Source organism: Mesorhizobium sp. WSM3859, from assembly GCF_002295065.1.
Classification (GTDB): Bacteria; Pseudomonadota; Alphaproteobacteria; order Rhizobiales; family Rhizobiaceae; genus Mesorhizobium.
In genome coordinates this window covers 68,994-90,942 of record NZ_NSGG01000003.1, presented here as the reverse complement: position 1 = coordinate 90,942, position 21,949 = coordinate 68,994, and the positions used below count along the sequence as shown (strand labels likewise).

The following is a 21,949-nucleotide window of genomic DNA, read 5'->3' as shown; positions in this document are numbered from 1 at the left end:
TCTTCCGGGCCTATTCTGGAGACGTTGGAGAGGCCGATGAAACTATCTGTTCTTGCCCTTGCCGGGACCATGCTGGCGGTGATGCCGGCGGTCGAGGCGGCGCCGATGATTGGCGTGCCGGTTCGAAACAACCTGGTACAGGAGGCGCGTGTCACATGCGCTTATCTGACCGAGGACGGCTATTGCGTGCGGCCGTACAAGAAGCACAAATACTGGAAGCCGAAGCATTACTATCAGCCCGCCTACCGCACCTATGAGCGACAGCCGCCGGACGAGTATTATTGGCGCTATCAGCGTCCACGGCCGATTATCCGGGTCGTTCCCAATTACCCGCCGCGGGACGAAGACAATTGGGATGATTGGGACGATTGAGCCCGCCTGAAGCAATTCCAGGAAAAGTGTGAAGCGGTTAAAGCATGTCTCCCGAAAGTGGGAACCGGTTTCGGGATAAAGACATGCGTAAAATCAGAACCCTAAAGCGCATGGAGCGAATCTGAAAGATCGCGACGCGCTTTAGGCTCGGCGACTTCGCCGTAGCCTTCCGCCTGGAAATTGCGACAAAACAAAGAGATAGGGGGGTTCGCCGTGCCGTGGAACTGCGAAACGCTCTAATGCATGTCGCCCAGAAGTGTGCAGCGGTTCTGGGACAACGACATGCATCAAAACAAAGACTTAAAGCGCATCGCCTGAATCCGGTTCAGCGCGACGCGCTTTAGGCCCGGATCCGCGCCTGGTGCCAGGCGGCCTATCTGCGTGTCTTTGCCTCCAGCGGCCGGCATTCGGCGCTAAGCAGCGCCTTTGCCGGCCCATCCATGAAGAGCGGGGAGCTGCGTCTTCTACCGCTTCAGCGCGATGCTGATCCCGCTGAGATCGGCGTTGACCTGCAGGCCGACCTGCCTGCCGGTGAGCTCGAGCTGGGCACCCTTGTCATTGGTCATGACGATCACCTGGGCGCCTTTGCCGACCGCGCCGCCGCCGCCGGCAGCGCCATAAACTCCCGTCACGTCGCTGGCGCGCCGAATGCGGCGCACCGTGCCCTGGAAATAGGTCTTGGAAGCGCCGAAGGCGAGGCCGCCCGAGACGCCGCCGACGGAGATCGGATAGCGTTTGCCATGGAAGGTCAGCGTGCCTTCGCCGCCGGAACCGCCGATGAAGAAGGCCGCCTTGTAGACGGAAAAGCGGATCGTGCCGGTGTCGGCATGCGCCGCGCTGGCAATGCTCACGCCCGCGGCGGCGATTGCCGCGACCGCGACGGAACGGAACCTGGATGAAATCTGCATGATGGAACTCCTCAAGGATCGCCGCTTGCCCAACCGGCCGCGCACGTCGGCTTCAAATGTATAGCTGAACCGAATTGCCCCGCCATTGGTTCCCGGCACGCGGCCCGAAATCCGGCGGTCACGAAATGGCGAGCAAGGAAGGCGGAAGCGAAGAGAGCACATGCTTGTGCTGGCTGGTGGAGCTGAGGGGGATCGAACCCCTGACCTCATCATTGCGAACGATGCGCTCTCCCAGCTGAGCTACAGCCCCGTTCCAGCGGATCGGCTTGTATCGGTCGCGGCCGTTTGATGTCAAGGCGAAAGACCGGGCCGGGCACAAGCGCCGTGACCGGCAGCCTTGCGGTTCGCCAAACCCGCAGCCTTGCCGGGCAGGCCATGCCCGCGGGCCTTGCCCGCAAGCCAAGCAATGGCTACATGTCGGCGACAATTTCGGAGACCGGCATGATCGCCCTTATTCAGACCATCGTCATGGCGCTTGATATCTACTGGTGGATCATCATCGCTTCGGCGATCTTTTCCTGGCTCTACGCCTTCAATGTCGTCAACTCGCGCAACCAGTTCGTCGGCAGCGTCGGCAACATGCTCTATCGGCTGACCGATCCGGCCTTACGCCCGATCCGCCGCTTCATGCCAGATCTCGGCGGCATCGACATTTCGCCGATCATTCTTCTGCTGATCATTTTCTTCATCCGACAGTTCCTGGTCACCACCGTCTGGTCCTGGGTCGTGACCGGCGCCTGATGAACTCGCCGTTTCGGCTGCGCGAGAACGGCGTCGACCTCTTCGTGCGGCTGACGCCGAAAGCGGCGCTCGATCGGATCGACGGTGTCGAGACCACCGCCGACGGGCGCAGCCATCTCAAGGCGCGCGTGCGCGCCGTGCCGGAGAACGGCGCCGCCAATCAAGCGCTGGAACGAATGCTGGCCAAGGCGCTTGGTGTGCCGGCATCGTCCGTTTCGGTGGTCGCCGGCGGGACCTCGCGGCTGAAGACGCTGCGGGTGGTGGGGGACATGGTTGAACTGGTGGAGCGGCTTCAGACGCTCAGCAAATAACGCTGGCGACGCCCCCTCATCCGGCCGCTACGCGGCCACCTTCTCCCCGACGGGGAGAAGAGGTTGGCGCCGGCGCCGACCTGCTCCTCTCCCCTTGGGGAGAGGTCGGATTGACCCGAATTGCTCTTCGCAATTCGGTAGGCAATCCGGGTGAGGGTGAATCTTCAGAAGCACTCAATCCCCCAGCGGCAGCTTCGGATCATCCACCTTCAGCGTGTTCACGCTCTGCTTGATGCGGCGCAAATTCTCCAGCACTTTCGGGCCGCGCGATTCCGCCACTGTGGTGGCGATCATGTCGACAATGGCCAGAAGCGCGTAGCGCGAGGATGTCGGCTTGTAGATGTTGCCGTCCTCGACGGACTGCAGAAGGATGACCGTGTCGGCGGCCTTGGCGAGCGCCGAGTCCGGCGCGGTGATGGCGACGGTGGCGGCGCCATATTGCTGCGCGACCTCGACGGCATCGATCACCGAGCGCGCATAGCCCGAGACCGAGAAGGCAAGCAGCGTCGTCTCGGGCGTGGCGACGGCGGCATACATGCGCTGCAGCTGGCCGTCGGTCTGGGCGAGCGCCGAGAGACCCAGCCGGAACAGCCGGTTCTGCATCTCCGTCGCCATCATCGAGGAGATGCCGCCAGAGCCGATGCAGAGCACATTGCCGGAGCTTGCAATCCGGGCGGCGACATCCATCAGCGTCGTCATGTCGAGATTCTCGCTGGCGCGCTGGATGGCGGCGATCGCCGCTTCGGTGATGGCGGACGCTATGCGCTGCTCGCGCGCATCGCGGCTGAGCGGTTCCGGCGACAGATACTGGCCGCCGATGGCGATCGCCTGGGCGAGATAAAATTTGAAATCGCGCAGGCCCTCGCAGCCGAGATTGCGGCAGAAGCGGGTGACCGTCGGCTCGCTGACGCCGACGCGCGCGGCGATTTCGGAGATCGCCGCCTTAGAGGCGAAATCGAGGTCGGAAAGCACCAGTCCGGCCAGGCGGCGGTCCGATTTGGTGCCGTCCTGCGACATCAGTTGCAGGCGGGTGATGATGTCGGCCGGGCTCTTCATCGTCTTCTCACAGCGGCAGGCCCGTCGCCTTGTCGAACAGGTGGATGTTGCGCGGATCGACGCTCACCGGCAGCCGGTCCCCGGGCTTGACCTGCAGCCGGTCGCGGAACACCGCGCGCACCGTGTCGTCACCGACTGAACCGTAGACATGTGTTTCCGAGCCGGTCGGCTCGACGACATCGACTTTGATTGCGATCGCATCGTCTGCGGCCCCGACGACGAAGTGCTCGGGCCGGATGCCGGCTTCGACCGTGTCGCTGCCGGAAGCCGCGCTGCCCGAGAGCGGCAAGCGGCCGCCGCCCTTTGTCTCGAACCAGGAGTGGGCTCCCGTCGTCTTCAGCGCGCCCGAGACAAAGCTCATCGAGGGCGAGCCGATGAAGCCGGCGACGAATTTGTTGGCCGGCCGATCGTAGAGTTCCAGCGGCTGGCCGACCTGCTGGATGCGGCCGCGGTCCATCACCACGATGCGGTCGGCCATGGTCATCGCCTCGATCTGGTCGTGGGTGACATAGACGATGGTCGATTTCAGCCGCTGGTGCAGCGCCTTGATCTCGGTGCGCATCTGCACGCGCAACTGCGCATCGAGATTGGAGAGCGGCTCGTCGAACAGGAACACCGAGGGCTCGCGCACGATGGCGCGGCCCATGGCGACACGCTGACGCTGGCCGCCCGACAATTGCCGCGGATAGCGGTCGAGATAGGAGAAGAGGTTGAGCACGCCGGACGCCTTCTTCACCTTGTCGTCGATCGCGGCGCGATTCTCGCCGCGGATCTTCGGGCCGAAGCCGATATTTTCCGACGCCTTCAGATGCGGGAACAGCGCATAGGACTGGAATACCATGGCGATGTTGCGCTTCTGCGGCGGCAGGTCGTTGGCGCGGGTGCTGCCGATAACGAGATCGCCGGAGGTGATTGTCTCCAGCCCGGCCAGCATGCGCAGCAGCGTGGACTTGCCGCAGCCGGACGGCCCGACCAGCACGACGAACTCGCCGGTCCGGATGTCAAGGTTGATGTCCTCGAGGATTTTATGCTGGCCGAAGGATTTCGACAGGTTGCGGAACTGGACGTCGGTCATGCTCACGCTCCCAGTATGTCGTCGATGAAAGGCAGGTAGCCGGCTGTCAGGCCGGCGTCCACCGGCACCACGGCGCCAGTTATGCCGGAAGCGCGATCCGAAGCAAGGAAAGCCACGGCTTCCGCTACCTCCGAAGCATTGACAATGCGGCCGAGCGGATAGAGCCGCTTGAGCCGGCCGATGATCTCGGGGTCCTTGGCCAGGCGATGGTCCCAGGCGGCGGTGCGGATCGAGCCTGGGCAGACGACATTGGCGCGCAGCCCGCTGCGGCCGAGCTCGACGGCGACCGATTTGGCGTAAGCGTTGATGCCGGCCTTGGCCGCCGCATAGGCCGGATTGCCGAAATGCGAAATCGCATTGACCGAGGAGATGAAGACGACACTGCCCGAACCACGGGCCGCCATCGCCTTGATCAGCGGATCGGCGAAAGTCATCACGCCGGTCAGGTTGAGGTCGAGCTCCTGCTCGATCTTCTCCGCCGTCAGCGCCTTCAACGTTTCCGCGCGCGTCCAGCCGGCATTGTTGATCAGGACGTCGGGAACGCCGTCCTTATCGAGCAGCACAGGGATCGCCGCTTCGATCGACGCCCGGTCGAGCAGATCGAAGACATGGCGCGAGGCGATGTGCGGGCTGGCCAGCGCCTCCGTCGACTGGTCGCAGCCGACGATGCGCGCGCCGCGCCCGGCCATGAGCTCGACGATCGCCGAGCCGAGGCCGCCGCCGGCGCCCGTGACGACAATCGTCTTGCCTTCGAACTCGGCTTTCGAACCCACCTTGCCCGCTCCTCCGTCCCACATTTTAAGTCGGCAGGCTAGCCAAGCAAATGTAATTAAGCAACACGATAATCCGCTTGCGCGGCGTGAAATCATGGATAATGTAGGAAAGTAACATAAATCCTGTGCCCACAAGGGCCGGGCGCCAACGTGCATCAATGGGAGAAATCGAATGAGCCTTGCGAAATGGACTGTCGGCCTGTTGGCCGGGATGAGCATGCTGGCGCTGGCAGCACCAGCCGATGCGGGCGAGGTGCGCGTCACCGTCGCCGAATACAGCGCCAAGACCGGCCCCTATTTCGAAGCGGTGAAGAAGGAATTCGAGGCGGCCAATCCCGGCATCACCATCAAATATGAAGTGGTGCCGTGGGATGTGCTGTTGCAGAAGCTCACCACCGACATCACCGCCGGCACCAATGCCGACCTCTCGATCATCGGCACGCGCTGGCTGATCGATTTCGTGCAGCAGGATGTCGCCGAGCCGCTCGACAGCTACATCAAGCCCGAATTCAAGGACCGCTTCATCGACACATTCCTGCAGCCCTCGATCATGGACGGCCACACTTACGGCCTGCCGATCGCGGCTTCGGCGCGCGCCATGTATTACAACAAGGAGCTGTTCGAGAAGGCCGGCATCGCCAAGCCGCCGGCCACCTGGACCGAGCTGCAGGAAGACGCGCGCAAGATCAAGGCGGTCGGGGCCTTCGGCTTCGGCTTGCAGGGCAAGGAGATCGAGACCGACGTCTATTACTACTATGCGATGTGGTCGCAGGGCACTGAGATCCTCAACAAGGACGGCACCTCCGGTCTCGGCACGCCAGGCGCGTTGGAAGCCGCCAAGCTCTACAAGTCGATGATCGACGAGGGCCTGACGGAACCGGGCGTCACCTCGAACAACCGCGAGGACGTGCAGAACCTGTTCAAGCAGGGCAAGGTCGGCATGATGATCACCGCGCCCTTCCTGTCCAACCAGATCAAGGAAGAAGCGCCGAACCTGAAATACGGCGTCGCCGCCATCCCCGCCGGCCCGACCGGCGCGCGCGGCACCTATGGCGTCACCGATTCGATCATCATGTTCAAGAATTCCAAGAACAAGGACGAGGCCTGGAAGCTGCTCGACTTCCTTTTCACCAAGGAGCAGCGCGCCAAGTTTACTCAAGGCGAAGGCTTCCTGCCGGTGAACAAGGAAGAGGCGAAGATGGACTATTACGTCAACAACGCCGACCTCGCCGCCTTCACCGCTCTGCTGCCCGACGCCCGCTTCGCGCCGGTCATCCCGGGCTGGGAAGAGATCGCCCAGATCACGTCCGACGCCATGCAGAAGATCTATCTCGGCGGCGATCCCGAAGCCGGCCTGAAGGATGCGGCGGCAAAGGCCAACGCGGTGCTCAAGAAATAAGGGCGTATCTCCCTGCGCCCGTGGCGCGCCCTACCCCCGCGGGGCGCGCCACACCTCTTAGAAGAGGCTGCAACGGCCGCGAAAATAGCTGAGCCGATAGGGCGTTCACCTCGGACCAGAGGATAGAATGCCAAAGTCTGCGCTCCCCCTCATTGCCCTGCCGGGCATTTCTCCCCGTATAGTGACGGGGAGAAAGGGCAGATCGGAACCTCGGCGCTTTTCCTGCCACGTTGGTGATTGGCGAAATCGCCGGCGACAGCGTCCCTCTCCCCGTCACTATACGGGGAGAGGATGCCGGCAGGCAGGTGAGGGGCAGCGCAGACGCTGGGAAAGAATTTGAACTGAGCCCTCAGAACGAACAGGTCGAGATTAGGCTAGCTGGCAATCCAGCGCCGCCGATGCCTCGCAACGCAGTACAAACCAGCCGATGCAAAATCGTTTCCTGCCCTATCTGCTGACACTCCCCAGCTTGCTGCTCGCGGCGGTGGTGATCTTCTGGCCGGTCTGGGACCTGATCCAGATATCGACGCATGATGTGAATCGCTTTGGCCAGCTTCGCGAATTCAGCGGCCTGGCCAATTTCTCGGCGCTTGCCGCTGACCCCGATTTCGTCGCAGCACTTTGGCGCACAGGGCTGTGGACCGTGCTGGTGGTCGGCGGCGCGCTGCTCTTGTCGATCCCGGTGGCGATGATCCTCAACACGGATTTCTATGGCCGCGGCCTCGCCCGCGTCATCATCATGCTGCCCTGGGCAGTGTCGCTGACCATGACCGCGGTCGTCTGGCGCTGGGCGCTCAGTGGCGAGAGCGGCATGCTGAACTCGGCCCTGATGAAGCTTGGCCTGATCAGCCAGAACATCCAGTGGCTGGCGAGCGCCGAGACCGCTTTCCCGATGCAGGTTCTGATCGGCATATTGGTGACGGTGCCGTTCACTACCACCATCTTCCTCGGTGGCCTCTCCTCGATTCCGGACGATCTCTACGAGGCGGCCGCGCTTGAGGGCGCGACGCATTTCCAGCAGTTCCGCGAGATCACCTTTCCGTTGCTGAAGCCCTTCATCAACATCGCCATCGTGCTCAACACTATCTATGTCTTCAATTCTTTCCCGATCATCTGGGTGATGACGCAAGGGGGACCGGCGAACTCGACCGACATACTGGTGACGCATCTCTATAAGCTCGCCTTCCGCATTGGCAAATTGGGCGAGGCCTCCGCCGTGTCGCTGGTGATGTTCGCGATCCTGCTCGTCTTCACCATGATCTATGTGCGGCTCGCCATGCGGGAGCAGCGCGCATGACGCCGAAGCTGAAACGCACCATCATCGCCTGGCTGCTGCTGGCCCCGCTGATCGTCGTGACGATCTTCCCCTTCGCCGTGATGTTCCTCACCGCCGTCAAGCCGCGCACCGAGGTGCTGACGCCGACCTGGTGGCCGAGCGAATTCCACTGGTCGAATTTCGCCGACATGTGGGTGGCGACCGGTTTCGGCCAGGCGCTCATCAACTCGCTCTATGTCTCGGCGCTGGCGACGATCGGCGCGATCCTGATCTCGGTGCCGGCGGCCTATGCCATGTCGCGGTTTCGTTTTGCCGGCTATGGCGCCTTCCGGCAGTTTCTGCTGATCTCGCAGATGATCTCGCCGATCGTGCTGGTGCTCGGCCTGTTCCGACTGATGGCTGCCTGGGGGCTGGTCGAGTCCACGACCGCGCTCGGCTTCATCTATATGGCCTTCAACGTCGCCTTCACGGTGTGGATGCTGCAGAGCTATTTCGACACCATTCCGCGCGACCTCGAGGAGGCGGCCTGGATGGAAGGCGCCGGCCGCTGGCTGACCTTGCGCAAAGTGTTCCTGCCGCTCTGTCTGCCGGCGATCGCGGTGACGGCGATCTTCACCTTCATCAACGCCTGGAACGAGTTTGTGGTGGCGCTCACCATGTTGCGCAGCCAGGAAAGCTACACGCTGCCGATCCAGGTTTTTTCCCTCGTCGCCGGCCGCTACACGATCGAATGGCACCATGTCATGGCCGCCACGCTCTTGGCGACGCTGCCGGTAGCGATCCTCTTCATCTGGCTGCAGCGCTACCTCGTCCGGGGCCTCGCGCTCGGGGCCGTCAAATAGCAATCCCGTCAATTCCAGGAAAAACACGCAGCGGTTTTCGCCCGGAATTGCGAAAAAACAAGAAGTCTAGGGAGCGTTCATGCGCATCTTCACCGCCTCGCTGGCGACGGAAACCAACACCTTCTCGCCGGTGCCGACCGGCCGGGCGTCCTTCGAGATGGCCTTCTATGCCGGCCCGGGCAACCACCCGGAGACGCCGACGCTCTGCTCCTCGCCGATCGTGGCGCTACGCAAGCGCGCCGCGAAGGAAGGGCTGACCGTCATCGAAGGCACAGCGACCTGGGCGGAGCCCGGCGGATTGGTGCAGCGGCAGACCTATGAGGCGCTGCGTGACGAGATTCTTGGCCAGCTCAAGGCCGCGCTGCCGGTCGATGCCGTGATCCTCGGCCTGCATGGCGCCATGGTGGCGCAAGGCTATGACGATTGCGAAGGCGACCTGCTGGAACGGGTGCGCGCCATCGTCGGGCCCAAAGTGGTGATCGCCTCGGAATTCGATCCGCACAGCCACCTGACGCCGAAGCGCGTGGCGGCCTGCGATATCATGGCCTATTTCCTCGAATTCCCGCACACCGATTTTTACGAACGCGGCGAGCATGTCGTCGAGCTCGGTCTTGCCGCGGCGCGCGGCGAGATCAGGCCGGTGATCTCGACCTTCGACTGCCGCATGATCCAGGTGCTGCCGACCAGCCGCGAGCCGATGCGCTCCTTCGTCGACAGGATCAAGGCGCTGCACGGCAAGGACGGCGTGCTGTCGGTCTCGGTCATCCACGGCTTCATGGCCGCCGACGTGCCGGAGATGGGCACGCGCATCCTGGTCGTCACCGACAACGACAAGGAAAAGGGCGACAAGCTCGCCGAAACGCTGGGCCGCGAGCTATATGCGCTGCGCGAACAGACAGCGATGACGATGCTGTCCGCCGCGGCGGGCATCGAGCGAGCGCTTGCGGTGCGCGCGGAGCGCCAGGACAAGCCGGCGGTGATCGCCGACATCTGGGACAATCCGGGCGGCGGCGTGCCGGGCGACGGCACCATCGTGCTGCGCGAACTGATGGCGCGCGGCGTGAACAAGGTCGGCGTCGCGACGATCTGGGATCCGATCGCGGTGACTTTCTGCCATGCCGCGGGCGAGGGCGCGGTCATCGACCTGCGCTTCGGCGGCAAGGCTGGCCCTCAGGCCGGCGAACCGATCGATGCGCGTGTCACGGTGTTGAAGGCCGTCAGCGAAGGCTGGCAAAGCTTCGGGCCAAGCCGCGTGACATTGGGGCCGTCAGCGGTGGTACGCATCGAAGGCACCGAGGTCGACGTCATCCTGAACACCAACCGCACCCAGACCTTCGAGCCGGATGTCTTCTCCAACATCGGCATCGATCCGATGGGCAAAGACGTCCTCTTGATCAAGTCGACAAACCATTTCTACGCCGGCTTCGCGCCGATCGCCGCCGAGATCATCTATGTCGCGGCGCCGAGCTCCTATCCGAGCAACCCGGCGGTGACGGATTACAGGAAGCTGACGAGGCCGATCTGGCCGCGGGTGGCGGATCCGTGGCGCTAGTAATCTCCCCCCTCGAGGGGGAGATGTCGCCGAAGGCGACAGAGGGGGTCGCCTCAACTGCCGCGACGCCCCGCGGTGGGGAGGAAGGAGGCCGGCGCTCCACGCGCGAGGACCCCCTCTGGCCGCTTCGCGGCCATCTCCCCCTCAAAAGGGGGGAGATTTGCCGGCGCTACACCAGCCCTCTTTTCACCATCATCGCCTCGGGCGACGGCATCTTGCCGCGAAACGCCGTGTAGAGCTCCTCAGGGTCCTTCGACCCACCCGCGGCATAGATGTTCTTGCGCAGCCGCTCGGCCAGTTCCGGATTGAAGGCATCGCCCGTCTCCTCGAAGGCCGAGAAGGCATCGGCGTCGAGCACTTCCGACCACATGTAGGAATAATAGCCGGCTGAATATCCGTCGCCGGCGAAGACATGGCCGAAATGCGGGGTGCGATGGCGCATCGCGATCGTGTCGGGCATATGCAGTTTTTCCAGCGTCTCGGCCTCGAAACGAAGCGGTTCGGCTGGCGCATCCGCCCTTGCGTGATAGGCCATGTCGATCAGCGCCGAAGCGGTGAACTCGACCGTGGCGAAGCCGGCGCCGAAGGTGCGGGCGGCGAGCATCTTGTCGAGCAGCGCCTTCGGCATCGGTTTGCCGGTCTTCACATGCAGCGCATGCTTTTCCAGCACCGCCGGCACCGTCAGCCAATGCTCGTAAAGCTGCGAGGGCAGTTCGACGAAATCGCGGCTGACCGAGGTTCCGGAAACCGACGGCCAGGTGACGTCGGTCAGCATGCCATGCAGCGCGTGGCCGAACTCGTGGAATAGCGTCTTGGCCTCGTCGACCGACAGAAGCGCTGCCTCGCCGGCCGGCGGCTTGGCGAAATTCATGATGTTGTAGATGAGCGGCTTCGCGCCGTCGCCCAGCTTGTATCCGGACCGCAGCGCGCTCATCCAGGCGCCGGAGCGTTTTGACGGCCGCGCGAAATAGTCGGCCAGAAACAGGCCGCGCTCGCTGCCGTCGGCATTTTTGACCACGAAGACGCGCGCATCCGGATGCCAGGCGGCGATGCCCTTCTTCTCCTCGAAGGTGATGCCGAACAGGCGTGTCGCCACATCGAAGCAGGCCTCGATGACGCGTTCGAGCTGCAGGTAAGGCTTCAGCTCCGCCTCATCGAAAGCGAATTTCTCGGCGCGCAGCTTCTCCTGGTAGAAGCGCCAGTCCCAGGCCGCGAACTTCTCGTTGCTGCCGGCTTCCGCCGCCAGTCGCTCCAGCTCCTTCTGGTCGGCGGCGGCCTTTTCCAGCGCTTTCTCCCACACCGGATCGAGCAGCTCGTGCACCGCCTTCGGGGTCTTGGCCATCGTGTCGTCGAGCTTCAGCGCCGCGAAGGAACCGTAGCCCAGAAGCTTCGCCTTCTCGGCGCGCAGCTTCAGCATGTCGCGCACGACATCGGTGTTGTCGGAGGCGCCGCCATTCTGCCCGCGCATGGTGAAGGCCTTGAACGCGATCTCGCGCAGGTCGCGGCGCTCGGAGAAGGTCGAGAACGGCTCGTAGATCGAGCGCGACAACGTCACCGCATAACGGCCCTTCTGGCCGCGCATCTCGGCCGCTTCGGCCATGGCGCTCTTGAGGAAGTCCGGCAGGCCCGCAAGATCGGCCTCGTCGAGGAACAGCGCCCAGTCGCGCTCGTCGGCAAGCACGTTCTGGCCGAAATTGGTGCCGAGCGAGGAAAGTTCCTCATTGATGGCGGCAAGCCGCTTCTTGCCCTCGGCGTCGAGCTTGGCGCCCGACCGGACAAAGCCCTTCCAGGTCTTCTCCAGCACGCGCAGCGTCTCGGCATCGAGCTTCAGGCTGTCGCGGCGCTGATAGAGATCGTCGATGCGAGCAAACAGCTTCTCGTTCATCGAGATCGCCGAGAAATGCCGCGACATCTTTGGCGAAACCTCGCGTTCCATCGCCTGGATCGTGTCGTTGGTGTGGGCACCGGCGCGGCACCAGAAGATCGACGAGACATGGTCGAGCGGCTCGCCGGCAAGCTCGAGCGCGGCAAGCGTGTTGTCGACGGTCGGCGCCGCGCTGTTGCCGGCGATCGCGTCGATCTCGGCCTGATGCGCCACGAGTGCCGCGTCGAAGACCGGACCGAAATCATTGTCGCCGATGCGCGAGAAATCCGGCAGACCGAGCGGCCCTTGCCAAAGGGTCAGCGGATGGGCGGCGAGGTCGACGGCTTTTGACATGGGTAAATCCGATTGGGAGTTTCGATAGGCGGCGGGCAGTCCCGGATGTAGGGCGATGCCGCGCATCGCGCAACTCGGGTAGCCCCCGGATTTCAACTTAGAACGTTCAGGGCGTAGGGCGATTCAGCTTTTTTGTGAAACGGGTGAAACGCGCTGGTTCATCGTAAACGCTGGAGATTGGCTGAAGCCTTCCGAAGCGGAGCAGAATTCTGCACCGTTGCGACGCTCGTATGTCACGGAATGGATCCTCGGGTCTGCGCCGCGTCGCTTCGCTCCTTGCTTCGCGCGTGGATGACGATCGCGATGGGCGTTTCGGCCAATCGCCAAAGCATGCGAGCCACCAACGCAAACACTAGTAGCCGCTGCAGTTCTGCGCCACCGCTGTCTGCGTGCTGGCGACGATGTGCCCGCCGGCGACGGTGAAGGTCTCGCGCATCAGCGTATCGTTGCTGGGAAAATCGTAGCAAGCAAGCACGGTGGTCTCGCCGTTCTCGCTCTTCTCGATGCGATGGCGGATCGTCGCGCCCGCGACCGCGCCCTGCCATTCGTCGATCGAGGCGATGAAATCTTCTTTGGTCTGGACGACGCCGATGTCGTCGAGCTTCATGCGAACATCGTCGGAAAGCAGGTCGGACAATTCGGTGCGGTCGGCGACCAGCAGCGCCGAATACCAGCGATCGATGATGGCGCCGTCATCGGCGCTGGCGCGGACGATCGAGGTCACCAGCAGCGCCGCCGCGACAAAGATCCTCCACCAGCTGCGCTGCATCACGCCTCCGTTTAAATCTCCGGCCGCTCGAAATCGCCGGTTTCCTTGTTCATCACCCACAGCTCCCCGGCCGAGATGTCGAACCATGCGCCGTAGAGCGAGAGCCTGCCCTTGCCTTCGAGGATGGAGACGCAGGGAAAGGTTCTGAGATTGGCAATGGAATAGCGGATGGAAATACGCTCCAGCGCCGTCTGGCGCTCTGTCGCCGTCATCATCGTGCTGGAGGCCACGGTCTCGGCGGCCGGCGCGATCAGGCTCATCCATTTGCCGATGAAATCGCCGGGCGACAGCGGCGCCGAGTTGGTGTCGAGCGCGGCGCGGATGCCGCCGCAGCGGCCGTGGCCCATCACCACGATGTTCTTCACCTTCAGGCTCTGCACGGCGAATTCGAGCGCTGCCGAGGTCGAGTGGTACTCGCCGTCCGGCTCGTAGGGCGGCACCAGATTGGCGACATTGCGCAGCACGAAAAGCTCGCCGGGACCGGCATCGAAGATCGCTTCCGGCGCCGAGCGCGAATCGCAGCAGGCGACGATCATCGTCTCGGGCGCCTGGCCGTCGCGCGCCAGCGAGCGATAGCGGTCGCTTTCGGTAGGGTAGCGGCCGCTCATGAAGTTGCGATAGCCGGCGAGGAGGTGTTCGGGAAGGTGAGGCATGGGCGGCTAGAGCCTTTCCGGGGGTTGGAGGCGGCAGCTCGTTGCGATCGAAAAAGCCTCTAGCGGCAAATGCAGGTCGCGGGCAATGCCGAATTGCGGATGGCGGCGTCGCAATCGCATGCCGCCAAAAGCTGCACAGGCCGATTTTGCCTCAAGCCCAGATAGCGACCGGGATGCCGAAACGGTCCAGCAGCGGCGGATTGGGCGAAGGCCGCGCCTCGCCGCTGCTGATACGCCCGGCAATCAGCATCATCGCCGCCGCGTCGAGGAAGTCGTCGCTCGCAGCACCCGCGGCGGCGCCTGATCGAGGAAGGCTTTTTCATAGCCATGCCTGCAAAGCAGCGCCTTGCGCTCCTCCATGCCGGCCGGGTTGACCGCGCCCTTGATCTTCTTCGGCAGCGCCATCGCCGCGCCGCCATTCAGCCGGCAGAAGGCCACTTCCGGGTGCGATTCGAAGACACGGCCGCGCAAATCCGGCTTTGCGATCAGCAAAGCGTCGATCTCGCGGATCTTCGAAAAGATGCCGAAGGCCTGGATGGAAACGCCGCGCGGCGGGTCGGAGGTCCCCATTGCAACCGCGCTTGCCCGCCGGTGCGCTTCATACCAGCCCTCTACGGTGGTGAAATCGCTGGTGTCGGCATAGAGCGCGGCGCGCGAGGGGATGGCGAACACGCTCGACTGCCGCGCGCCGAGCAGCGGCCGCACCAGCGCCTCCGGCCCGCGGCCGCCCCTGCGCGAAAAATCCGGCAGGCCGATCGGCATGTCGACGGCGATCGTGGCCTCCGGCAGCGCGTCGAGCAACGCGTGAAAACTCGGGAAGACGGAGACGGACGGCGCGGCGGCCGCTTCGCGATGGACGGCGATCCAGCCGGCCTTGCAGCCGTCGACGCCGGCCAGCGCACCTGGCGTCACGCCCGCTTGTCCCGCCCGGGATGGAGCAGATGGCGCAACTGCACCATCGCCATCGGATGCGACAGGCTCTGCGCGTCGGTTTCGAGCTGCAGCTCATCGCCGCCGCGCTTGGCGGTGCGGGCGAGGATCTCGTAGACGGCCGCCGTGGTCGATTGCAGCGCCTTGACCGGCGCCTGGCCGGAGAGAATCCGCGCCAGGTAGACCGCGGCCGTCAGGTCGCCCAGCCCGTTAGGCGGCCTCTCGATCACGCGGTGCTCGGCAAGCAGCGCCTGGCTGCCGTCGAGCAGGAAATTGCCGATGCCGCCCGCCATCATCGCCGGCGCCGAGGTCACCAGCATGGTCGACGGCCCGGCATGAAGCGCCGCCGCCGTCACCGCCTTGATGTCGGGCAGCGGCGCGCCCGCCATCCATTCCAGCTCATAGCGGTTCGGCGTCGCGATGTCCGCGATCGGCATCAACTTGTCGCGCATGGCGGCGGCCGTCGATTCCGGCACGTAGAGCCCGCCGGAATCGCCCATCACCGGATCGCAGACGTAAAGCGCGTTCGGCGTCTTTTCCTTGACGGCGGCGACCAGCGAGGCGACGGCTTCCGCCTGGCCCGCCTCGCCGAGATAGCCCGACAGCACGGCCCGCACCTCGCCCAGCCAGGGCGCCCGCTCCAGGTCGGCCATCAGCGCCTTGAACTGGTCGAGCGGCGGCACGATGCGGGTTGCCCGGCTGTGCCCCGGATGCCAGGGCAGGATGACGGTCGGCACCGCCCAGACCGGGAAACCCAGCGTCTCCAGCGCGAACACCGCGGCGCGGTTGCCGACCGAGCCGCGGGCGACATGGCTGGAGATGACGATGACCGCGCGCGGCGCGTCGTTTTTTTCTGCATTCATGGAATCTGAATCCTAGCCGCCACGTGTGGCGGCATACACCAGCCAGGCCAATAGCCCAATGGCAATGACGAAGCCGAGCGTTCGGCCAATGCGGGTTCCCCAATATTCGATGGGATCGGAGCGATCGGTGTCGGCGGCGGTTACGCGGTCGCGCGCGTCCTTCGCCGCGCGGGCGATGAACGACGCGCCGCCTGGGGACGTCTCCTGTTGCACGCGTTCGAGGATGCGGCGCGATTCGGCCTCGTCGTCCCGGCGCTCTGCCATGGCATTTGCCCTTTCCGGCCCGCAACTTAGAGCAATTCCAGGAAAAGTGCGAAGCGGTTTTCCGCCCGGAATTGCGTCGGCAAAAAAGATGAAATTCTGTTCGATCGACTATTCACGGTGGCACGCGCCCGAACCGCGGCAGGCGCCATCAGCCGGACATTTTCTTGCGCGTGGATTGTGGTAATGCTTCGCATGCAACTTCTGTCGAGGGACCATTCATGATTACCGAGCGCCTCTCACCACCCTCCGCCTTCCGCAGCCTGCCCGCCTTTCTGATGGTGGCTTTCGTGCTGCCGCTGCTCGCCGGCTGCGGCTACAACACCATTCCGACCGCGGAAGAGAACGCAAGGGCGGCCTGGAGCGAGGTGCTCAACCAGTATCAGCGCCGTTCCGATCTGATCCCGAACCTGGTCGAGACGGTGAAGGGCTATGCCTCGCATGAAAAGGACACGCTCGACGCGGTCGTTCAGGCGCGCGCCAAGGCAACGCAGATCACGGTGACGCCGGAGACGCTGAAGGACCCGGACGCGCTGAAGAAGTTCCAGGATGCCCAGGCCGGGCTGACCAGCGCGCTGTCGCGGCTGATCGCGGTGTCGGAAGCCTATCCCGACCTTAAGGCCAACCAGAATTTTCTCGCGCTGCAGGCGCAGCTCGAAGGCACCGAGAACCGCATCGCGGTGGCGCGGCGCGACTACATCCAGGCGGTCAGGGACTACAATCTGACGCTGAAGACCTTCCCGTCCGTGCTGTGGGCGACCTTCTGGTTCCGCGGCAATGAGCCCTTCGCCAACTTCACCGTCGACGAGGACAAGATGCAGGTGCCGAAGGTCGATTTCGGCACGAGCACCACCAAGCAGGGCGGGTGAACGGCGAAACAGTTTACCGAGCTTGCCAGCCTTGCGTTCCTTCGCGCCCCCCTCTGGCCTGCCGGCCATCTCCCCCACAAGGGGGGAGATTGGATGTCACGTTGGCTTTCGCCAATCTCCAACGTCTGAAATGGAGAGCCGGCGGCCGAACCGCCAATCTCCCCCCTCGTGGGGGAGATGGCCGGCAGGCCAGAGGGGGGCGCGACAGAATGCCTTCATTGGCGTTTTGCTGAGCTTCTGCCTCTTCCTCCTCCCCCTCGCCGCCTTCGCCGCGGACCTTCCCGCGCTGACCGGCCGCGTCGTGGACAATGCCGGCATCATCGATGCCGGCACGCGCGCGGCGCTGACGCAAAAGCTCGCCGACTTCGAAACCAAGGGCTCCGACCAGATCGTCGTCGCCACTATCCCCAGCCTCGGCGGCGAGGAGATAGAACCTTACGCCAACCGGCTGTTCCGCTTCTGGAAGCTCGGCCAGGCCAAGGAAAACAACGGCGTGCTGCTCTTGGTGGCGCCCAACGACCACAGGATGCGCATCGAGGTCGGCTATGGACTCGAAGGCACGCTGACAGACCTGCACACCAAGCTGATCATCGAGAACGACATGGTGCCGGCCTTCCGCGCCGGCGATTTCTCCGGCGGCATCACCAAGGCCGTCGACGACATGATCATGGTGCTGGAGGGCAATCCTGAGGAGCTGGAGGCGCGCGGCAAGCGCAACGAGCAGGCGCCGTTCAATTCCGACGACCTGTTCTTCGCCATCTTCATCACCATCTGGGCGCTGATCTTCTTCGGCGGCATCGCGATGACGGTGCTGCCGCCGATCTTCGGCCAGAAGATCGGACCCGGCCGCTACCGCTGGCTCGGCATGACCTTCGATCAGAACCGGCGCTCCTCTTCGGGCGGCTGGTCGTCGGGTGGCGGCGGCTGGTCCTCAGGCGGCGGAGGCTGGTCCTCGGGAGGCGGCGGATTTTCCGGCGGCGGCGGCTCGTCGGGCGGCGGCGGCTCCTCGGGAAGCTGGTGAGGCACCATGGCAACGCGACCGATCAGCGCCGAGGATCATGACCGCATCGCCCAAGCGATCCGGGCGGCCGAATTGAAAACCGACGGCGAGATCTATTGCGTCGTCGCTCGCGCCAGCGACGGCTACTTCTTTCCGGCCGCTTTCACCACGACGATCGGCCTGTTCATCGCCAGCCTCGCGGTTGCCTACGGGCTGGAGGGCTTGTGGCTGACCATCCGGCTGCCACATTTCGTGCTGGCGCAGATGTTGGCGCTGGCTTCCGCGTTCGCCCTGCTCTGGTTCCTGCCCGCCTTGCGCATCCATTTCGTGCCGCGAAGGCTGCGTTATCAGGCCGCGCATGCCAATGCGATGAAGCAATTCCTTGCCCGCAACGTCCATCGTACGAGCGCGCGCACCGGCGTGCTCGTCTTTGTCTCCATCGCCGAGCGCTATGCCGAGGTCGTCGCCGACTCCGGCATCGATGCCAAGGTCGGACAGCAAGTCTGGGACGGCGTGGTGCGCGAGCTGACAAAACATGCCCGCGACAACCGCCTGGCCGAGGGCTTCGTGAAAGCCATCGAATCGGTCGGCGCGGTGCTTGCCGAGCATTTCCCGGTCACCGAAGGCGACATCAACGAACTCGACGACCATCTCGTCGAGATCTGAACGCTGTTTTGAGATTCAGGCCAGGCCGTACGTGAGCACCGGAAGCGCAGGAAGTTGCCGTTCGCAGACCGGCATCACCTGAATATCAACACGGCGTACGGCTTTCGTCTGTGCGAAAGCCGTCGAAGGGCCGTGGCGGACTCTTTGCAATCGCCCGATGCGGGTCTATGGTTAACCAATCATGAACACGCTGACCATCGACATCCGGAAGGCAGAGCCGCGCGACGCCAGCGCCATCGCCGAGGTGCACCAGCAGGCCTGGCGCGGCGCTTATTCCGGCATCATTCCGCACCGCACGCTGACCTCGATGATCAATCGTCGCGGCGTCGACTGGTGGGCCAACGCGATTCGCCGCGCCGCCACCGTGCTGGTCGTCGAGATCGGCGGAACCGTCGCCGGCTACGCCACGATCGGCAAGAACCGCGCCCGAGAGCTCCGCCAGCAGGGCGAGATCTACGAGCTCTATCTGCGGCCCGAATATCAGGGCATCGGGCTCGGCAGCCGCCTGTTCAAGGCGGCCAAGGCCCGGCTCGCCGACCACGGCCTGCGCGGCCTTGTGGTGTGGGCGCTGGAGGACAATCACAACGCCTTGGCCTTCTATGCCGGCAATGGCGGCCGCGACATAGCCGAAGGCGTCGAGGTCTTCGAGCAGAGGGCGCTGAAGAAGGTCGCCTTCGTCTGGAACGACTAGAGCAATTCCAGGAAAAGTGTGGCCGGTTTTCCGCCCGGAATTGCGTGAAAACGACGAGAGCGGTTCGCCGTTCCATGGAATCGGTGAACCGCTCTAGCATCGCGTAAGTTACAAGCGATCACAAACTGTGCGCCTTCATTGGCGCTGTGCACTATTCGACGCATTGCACCATGACGTTTCGCCCGCTATCGGTCTTGCAATCGAGAGAGGGATTTAGCCATGCGTATCGAAGCCGTGCCAATCGGGAAGAACCCGCCTGACGACATCAACGTCATCATCGAGGTGCCGATCGGCGGCGAGCCGATCAAATACGAGATGGACAAGGAGGCCGGCACGTTGTTCGTCGACCGCTTCCTGCACACCTCCATGCGCTATCCCGGCAATTACGGCTTCGTCCCGCACACGCTGTCGGGCGACGGCGACCCGATCGACGTGCTGGTCTGCAACACCCGCGCGCTGGTGCCGGGCTGCGTCATCAATGTGCGGCCGATCGGCGTCCTGATCATGGAAGACAATGCCGGCCAGGACGAGAAGGTGATCGCCGTCCCCTCGCCCAAGCTGACGCTGCGCTACGAGAACGTCACTGAATACACCCACCTGCCGGAAATCACGCGCCAGCAGGTGCAGCACTTCTTCGAGCACTACAAGGATCTCGAGCCCGGAAAATGGGTCAAGATCGAGGGCTGGCACGATTCCAAATATGCCAAGAAGATGATCGTCGACGCGATCGAGCGGGCCAAGGCCGCGAAATAGCGCGAACCTCCTGCCTCATCGGGAGATGGTCGGCGGAAGCTGTTACCGCGCGGCCTTCTCGCCGCCGGCCGCGGTGATTACGCCCACGATGATCAGTCCCGTCAGCACCAGCCGCACGCCGGCGCTGACGCCGAATGTGTTGAGCATGGTGAGCAAAAGCACCAGGAACAGGCCGGCGCCCCAGACGCCGGGCACATTGGCCTTGCCGCCGGCGACCGAGGTGCCGCCGATGACCACGACCGCGATCGAGGCGAGCAAATATTCGTTGCCGATATCGACATTGGCGCCGCGGAAATAGCCGGCAAGCAGCGCCCCGTCGATGCCGCCCAGCGCGCCGCACAGCGTATAGGTCAGGAAGCGGATGCGGCCGACATGGACGCCGGCCAGCCAGGCGGCGCGGATGTTCTGGCCGATGGCCAGCACCGAGCGGCCGTAGATCATGCGCTGCAGCGCCAAGGCCGCGCCGATGGTGAAGATCACCGTCAGCATCGCCAGCACCGGAATGCCCAGCACCTGCCAGTTGGTGAAGTCGGCAAAGCCAGGCGGCGGCTTGATCTGCAGGCCGCGGCCATAGCTGATGTCGACCGACTGGATGATGAAGCTTGCCGACAGCGTGGCGATGATCGGCGGAATGCGCAGCGCCCAGATCAGCAGGTAGTTGATGGCGCCGATCGCCGCCCCGCAGGCAAGTGCGGCGAGCAGCCCGACGACGATCATGGAATCGCTGCCGCCCATCACCTTCATGGCGACGGCGCTCGCCAGGCCGATATTGGCCGGCAACGACAGGTCGACATTGCCTGGCCCGAGCGTGATGACGAACATCTGGCCGACACCGACGATGACGGTGAACACAGCGAGAGAGAGCGCCGCCGTGACCATGCCGCCGGCGCCGTAGCCGCCAGTGAAGGCGACGGTTGCCAGCCAGACGACGAGGGCGCCGACAAAGGACCAGAGCCAGGGTTTTTCAAGCAGCGTCCGCACCGAGGTCATCGCCTACCGCTCCCTGCGGCTGATCAGCACGCGCGCCGCCAGCACGATGATCAGGATCGCGCCGTTGGCGGCGACCTGCCAGTCGGGCGGGATGTGCATGAAGGTCAAGAGCGGTGAGGCCGCGAGCGCCAGCGTCAAAGCGCCGAGCACCGCGCCGACCGGCGACACGCGGCCGCCGACGAACTCGCCGCCGCCAAGAATGACCCCGGCGATCGAAAGCAGCGTGTAGCCATTGCCGATATTGGCGTCGGCCGACGTGGTGATGCCGATCAGCGCCATGCCCGAAAGCACGCCGAACAGGCCGGTCAGCGCAAAGAGCACGATTTTGGTCTTGAGCAGCGACCAGCCGGCGCGCCTGAGCGCCGCGGCGTTGCCGCCGGAGCCGCGCAGGATGACGCCGTAGGACGTGCGCATCAGGCCGAAATGCACGACCGCCGCGATGATCAGCGCGGCAAGGATCGGAAAGGGGATGTAGGGCGGCTTGAAGGACATGATCGAAAGCAGCCAATCCGGCGCCTTGCCGCCGGGCTTGGGCAGGACGAGGATCGCAAGCCCCTGCCAGACGAAGCTCATGCCGAGCGTCACCACGATGGAGGGCAGGTTGCGCAGATGGATCAGCGCGCCGAGCAAGGCATAGACTCCGATCGAGCCCAGCAGCACGAGAATGCCCAGCAGCGGCGCGTCACGGAGCCAGGTGGCGGTGACGCAGCCGACGAAGCCGACGAAGGTGCCGATCGAAAGGTCGAGCTCATTACCGGCGATGACGAACATCTGCGCGATCGTCGCCAGCGCGATCGGGATCGCCAGGTTGAGCATCAGGTTGAAGCCGAAATAGCTGATGGCGCGCGGATTGAGCCAGGCAATCGCGATCAGCACCAGCGCCAATGACAAAGCCGGCAAAAGCCCGCGCAACAGGCGCGCCCGGGCGGCGCTGCCGCGTGGCGAGGATTTCGGGAGCGTGCCGGGAGCGATCGCGGTCAT

23 protein-coding genes, 1 tRNA gene and 1 pseudogene are annotated in these 21,949 nt (G+C 64.1%); 12 read left to right on the top strand and 13 right to left on the bottom strand.

From position 1 onward, the window contains the following. Positions 1-36: 36 nt before the first annotated feature. Entirely contained in the window at positions 37-372 is a 336-nt protein-coding gene (locus CK230_RS07295; protein WP_141246003.1) for a hypothetical protein, read from the top strand. A 464-nt stretch (positions 373-836) separates the two neighbouring features. Here the strand turns inward: CK230_RS07295 and CK230_RS07290 are convergent, their stop codons facing one another. Together CK230_RS07290 and CK230_RS07285 are read right to left on the bottom strand one after the other, a co-directional pair. Continuing rightward, positions 837-1,280, bottom strand: coding sequence for a hypothetical protein (locus tag CK230_RS07290; protein ID WP_095816539.1), 444 nt, complete (start codon positions 1,278-1,280; stop codon positions 837-839). A 174-nt stretch (positions 1,281-1,454) separates the two neighbouring features. Then, positions 1,455-1,530: transfer RNA gene (locus CK230_RS07285), tRNA-Ala, on the bottom strand. 191 nt (positions 1,531-1,721) lie between these two features. Here CK230_RS07285 and CK230_RS07280 point away from each other — a divergent pair. Both CK230_RS07280 and CK230_RS07275 read left to right on the top strand, forming a co-directional pair. Continuing rightward, positions 1,722-2,021, top strand: coding sequence for a YggT family protein (locus CK230_RS07280; RefSeq protein WP_095816954.1), 300 nt, complete (start codon positions 1,722-1,724; stop codon positions 2,019-2,021). Then, the gene (locus tag CK230_RS07275; RefSeq protein WP_095816538.1) at positions 2,021-2,332 is read left to right on the top strand and encodes a DUF167 domain-containing protein; all 312 of its coding nucleotides are present in this window, start codon (positions 2,021-2,023) and stop codon (positions 2,330-2,332) included. The genes CK230_RS07280 and CK230_RS07275 overlap by 1 nt, the downstream gene beginning before the upstream one ends. Before the next feature lie 174 nt (positions 2,333-2,506). Here CK230_RS07275 and CK230_RS07270 read toward each other — a convergent pair whose 3' ends face one another. Genes CK230_RS07270 through CK230_RS07260 form a run of 3 tightly spaced genes read right to left on the bottom strand, consistent with a single transcriptional unit; the run spans position 2,507 to position 5,260 of the window. Further along, entirely contained in the window at positions 2,507-3,388 is an 882-nt protein-coding gene (locus CK230_RS07270) for a MurR/RpiR family transcriptional regulator (RefSeq protein ID WP_095816537.1), read from the bottom strand. Between the two features lie 7 nt (positions 3,389-3,395). Next, on the bottom strand, positions 3,396-4,463 hold the full coding sequence (gene ugpC / locus CK230_RS07265) for a sn-glycerol-3-phosphate ABC transporter ATP-binding protein UgpC (protein ID WP_095816536.1): 1,068 nt from the start codon (positions 4,461-4,463) through the stop codon (positions 3,396-3,398). A gap of 2 nt (positions 4,464-4,465) precedes the next feature. Next, a complete protein-coding gene (locus tag CK230_RS07260) occupies positions 4,466-5,260 on the bottom strand; it encodes an SDR family oxidoreductase (protein WP_095816535.1) in 795 nt (264 codons plus the stop codon). 148 nt (positions 5,261-5,408) lie between these two features. On the opposite strand from CK230_RS07260, the gene CK230_RS07255 reads away from it, so the two are divergent. The 4 genes from CK230_RS07255 to CK230_RS07235 all read left to right on the top strand — a co-directional run bounded on the left by CK230_RS07255 (position 5,409) and on the right by CK230_RS07235 (position 10,305). After that, a complete protein-coding gene (locus tag CK230_RS07255) occupies positions 5,409-6,635 on the top strand; it encodes a sugar ABC transporter substrate-binding protein (protein ID WP_095816534.1) in 1,227 nt (408 codons plus the stop codon). Positions 6,636-7,062: 427 nt separating this feature from the next. Further along, on the top strand, positions 7,063-7,932 hold the full coding sequence (locus CK230_RS07245) for a sugar ABC transporter permease (protein ID WP_095816533.1): 870 nt from the start codon (positions 7,063-7,065) through the stop codon (positions 7,930-7,932). Beyond that, a complete protein-coding gene (locus CK230_RS07240) occupies positions 7,929-8,753 on the top strand; it encodes a carbohydrate ABC transporter permease (RefSeq protein WP_095816532.1) in 825 nt (274 codons plus the stop codon). Before CK230_RS07245 ends, CK230_RS07240 begins: the two co-directional genes overlap by 4 nt. A gap of 79 nt (positions 8,754-8,832) precedes the next feature. Next, positions 8,833-10,305, top strand: coding sequence for a M81 family metallopeptidase (locus tag CK230_RS07235; protein WP_095816531.1), 1,473 nt, complete (start codon positions 8,833-8,835; stop codon positions 10,303-10,305). 169 nt (positions 10,306-10,474) lie between these two features. Here CK230_RS07235 and CK230_RS07230 read toward each other — a convergent pair whose 3' ends face one another. The 6 genes and pseudogenes from CK230_RS07230 to CK230_RS07205 form a co-directional block, all read right to left on the bottom strand. Next, entirely contained in the window at positions 10,475-12,523 is a 2,049-nt protein-coding gene (locus CK230_RS07230) for a M3 family metallopeptidase (protein ID WP_176480041.1), read from the bottom strand. Between the two features lie 352 nt (positions 12,524-12,875). Further along, on the bottom strand, positions 12,876-13,292 hold the full coding sequence (locus tag CK230_RS07225; RefSeq protein WP_095816529.1) for a hypothetical protein: 417 nt from the start codon (positions 13,290-13,292) through the stop codon (positions 12,876-12,878). Positions 13,293-13,303: 11 nt separating this feature from the next. Further along, positions 13,304-13,945 (bottom strand): carbonic anhydrase, encoded by a 642-nt coding sequence (locus tag CK230_RS07220; protein WP_095816528.1) that lies wholly within the window; start codon positions 13,943-13,945, stop codon positions 13,304-13,306. Between the two features lie 151 nt (positions 13,946-14,096). Next, positions 14,097-14,857, bottom strand: a pseudogene (locus tag CK230_RS07215) (DUF429 domain-containing protein). Beyond that, on the bottom strand, positions 14,854-15,738 hold the full coding sequence (pdxY, locus tag CK230_RS07210) for a pyridoxal kinase PdxY (protein ID WP_095816527.1): 885 nt from the start codon (positions 15,736-15,738) through the stop codon (positions 14,854-14,856). Before pdxY ends, CK230_RS07215 begins: the two are co-directional and overlap by 4 nt. A gap of 12 nt (positions 15,739-15,750) precedes the next feature. Continuing rightward, the gene (locus CK230_RS07205; protein WP_095816526.1) at positions 15,751-16,002 is read right to left on the bottom strand and encodes a hypothetical protein; all 252 of its coding nucleotides are present in this window, start codon (positions 16,000-16,002) and stop codon (positions 15,751-15,753) included. 218 nt (positions 16,003-16,220) lie between these two features. Here CK230_RS07205 and CK230_RS07200 point away from each other — a divergent pair, with 218 nt between their 5' ends. From CK230_RS07200 to ppa, 5 genes are all read left to right on the top strand, one after another. Beyond that, positions 16,221-16,868: a LemA family protein gene (locus CK230_RS07200; protein ID WP_095816525.1), complete on the top strand. Its 648-nt coding sequence runs from the start codon at positions 16,221-16,223 to the stop codon at positions 16,866-16,868. Between the two features lie 130 nt (positions 16,869-16,998). Continuing rightward, positions 16,999-17,889 (top strand): YgcG family protein, encoded by an 891-nt coding sequence (locus CK230_RS07190; protein WP_095816524.1) that lies wholly within the window; start codon positions 16,999-17,001, stop codon positions 17,887-17,889. A gap of 6 nt (positions 17,890-17,895) precedes the next feature. Continuing rightward, positions 17,896-18,534 (top strand): TPM domain-containing protein, encoded by a 639-nt coding sequence (locus tag CK230_RS07185; RefSeq protein ID WP_095816523.1) that lies wholly within the window; start codon positions 17,896-17,898, stop codon positions 18,532-18,534. A gap of 181 nt (positions 18,535-18,715) precedes the next feature. Next, positions 18,716-19,225, top strand: a complete 510-nt coding sequence (locus CK230_RS07180; RefSeq protein WP_095816522.1) for a GNAT family N-acetyltransferase — start codon at positions 18,716-18,718, stop codon at positions 19,223-19,225. A gap of 219 nt (positions 19,226-19,444) precedes the next feature. Further along, positions 19,445-19,978 carry an inorganic diphosphatase gene (gene ppa / locus CK230_RS07175; protein WP_095816521.1) on the top strand — a complete coding sequence of 178 codons (534 nt, stop codon included), beginning with the start codon at positions 19,445-19,447 and terminating at the stop codon, positions 19,976-19,978. Positions 19,979-20,020: 42 nt separating this feature from the next. Here the strand turns inward: ppa and CK230_RS07170 are convergent, their stop codons facing one another. Beyond that, positions 20,021-20,968 (bottom strand): ABC transporter permease, encoded by a 948-nt coding sequence (locus CK230_RS07170; RefSeq protein WP_095816520.1) that lies wholly within the window; start codon positions 20,966-20,968, stop codon positions 20,021-20,023. Between the two features lie 3 nt (positions 20,969-20,971). Beyond that, the gene (locus tag CK230_RS07165; protein WP_095816519.1) at positions 20,972-21,949 is read right to left on the bottom strand and encodes an ABC transporter permease; all 978 of its coding nucleotides are present in this window, start codon (positions 21,947-21,949) and stop codon (positions 20,972-20,974) included.

Coding starts and splice junctions, on each gene's coding strand:
- CK230_RS07295 (WP_141246003.1), top strand. CDS start 37: ATGAAACTATCTGTTCTTGCCCTTGCCGGGACCATGCTGGCGGTGATG.
- CK230_RS07290 (WP_095816539.1), bottom strand. CDS start 1,280: ATGCAGATTTCATCCAGGTTCCGTTCCGTCGCGGTCGCGGCAATCGCC.
- CK230_RS07280 (WP_095816954.1), top strand. CDS start 1,722: ATGATCGCCCTTATTCAGACCATCGTCATGGCGCTTGATATCTACTGG.
- CK230_RS07275 (WP_095816538.1), top strand. CDS start 2,021: ATGAACTCGCCGTTTCGGCTGCGCGAGAACGGCGTCGACCTCTTCGTG.
- CK230_RS07270 (WP_095816537.1), bottom strand. CDS start 3,388: ATGAAGAGCCCGGCCGACATCATCACCCGCCTGCAACTGATGTCGCAG.
- ugpC (WP_095816536.1), bottom strand. CDS start 4,463: ATGACCGACGTCCAGTTCCGCAACCTGTCGAAATCCTTCGGCCAGCAT.
- CK230_RS07260 (WP_095816535.1), bottom strand. CDS start 5,260: ATGTGGGACGGAGGAGCGGGCAAGGTGGGTTCGAAAGCCGAGTTCGAA.
- CK230_RS07255 (WP_095816534.1), top strand. CDS start 5,409: ATGAGCCTTGCGAAATGGACTGTCGGCCTGTTGGCCGGGATGAGCATG.
- CK230_RS07245 (WP_095816533.1), top strand. CDS start 7,063: ATGCAAAATCGTTTCCTGCCCTATCTGCTGACACTCCCCAGCTTGCTG.
- CK230_RS07240 (WP_095816532.1), top strand. CDS start 7,929: ATGACGCCGAAGCTGAAACGCACCATCATCGCCTGGCTGCTGCTGGCC.
- CK230_RS07235 (WP_095816531.1), top strand. CDS start 8,833: ATGCGCATCTTCACCGCCTCGCTGGCGACGGAAACCAACACCTTCTCG.
- CK230_RS07230 (WP_176480041.1), bottom strand. CDS start 12,523: ATGTCAAAAGCCGTCGACCTCGCCGCCCATCCGCTGACCCTTTGGCAA.
- CK230_RS07225 (WP_095816529.1), bottom strand. CDS start 13,292: ATGCAGCGCAGCTGGTGGAGGATCTTTGTCGCGGCGGCGCTGCTGGTG.
- CK230_RS07220 (WP_095816528.1), bottom strand. CDS start 13,945: ATGCCTCACCTTCCCGAACACCTCCTCGCCGGCTATCGCAACTTCATG.
- pdxY (WP_095816527.1), bottom strand. CDS start 15,738: ATGAATGCAGAAAAAAACGACGCGCCGCGCGCGGTCATCGTCATCTCC.
- CK230_RS07205 (WP_095816526.1), bottom strand. CDS start 16,002: ATGGCAGAGCGCCGGGACGACGAGGCCGAATCGCGCCGCATCCTCGAA.
- CK230_RS07200 (WP_095816525.1), top strand. CDS start 16,221: ATGATTACCGAGCGCCTCTCACCACCCTCCGCCTTCCGCAGCCTGCCC.
- CK230_RS07190 (WP_095816524.1), top strand. CDS start 16,999: ATGGAGAGCCGGCGGCCGAACCGCCAATCTCCCCCCTCGTGGGGGAGA.
- CK230_RS07185 (WP_095816523.1), top strand. CDS start 17,896: ATGGCAACGCGACCGATCAGCGCCGAGGATCATGACCGCATCGCCCAA.
- CK230_RS07180 (WP_095816522.1), top strand. CDS start 18,716: ATGAACACGCTGACCATCGACATCCGGAAGGCAGAGCCGCGCGACGCC.
- ppa (WP_095816521.1), top strand. CDS start 19,445: ATGCGTATCGAAGCCGTGCCAATCGGGAAGAACCCGCCTGACGACATC.
- CK230_RS07170 (WP_095816520.1), bottom strand. CDS start 20,968: ATGACCTCGGTGCGGACGCTGCTTGAAAAACCCTGGCTCTGGTCCTTT.
- CK230_RS07165 (WP_095816519.1), bottom strand. CDS start 21,949: ATGACCGCGATCGCTCCCGGCACGCTCCCGAAATCCTCGCCACGCGGC.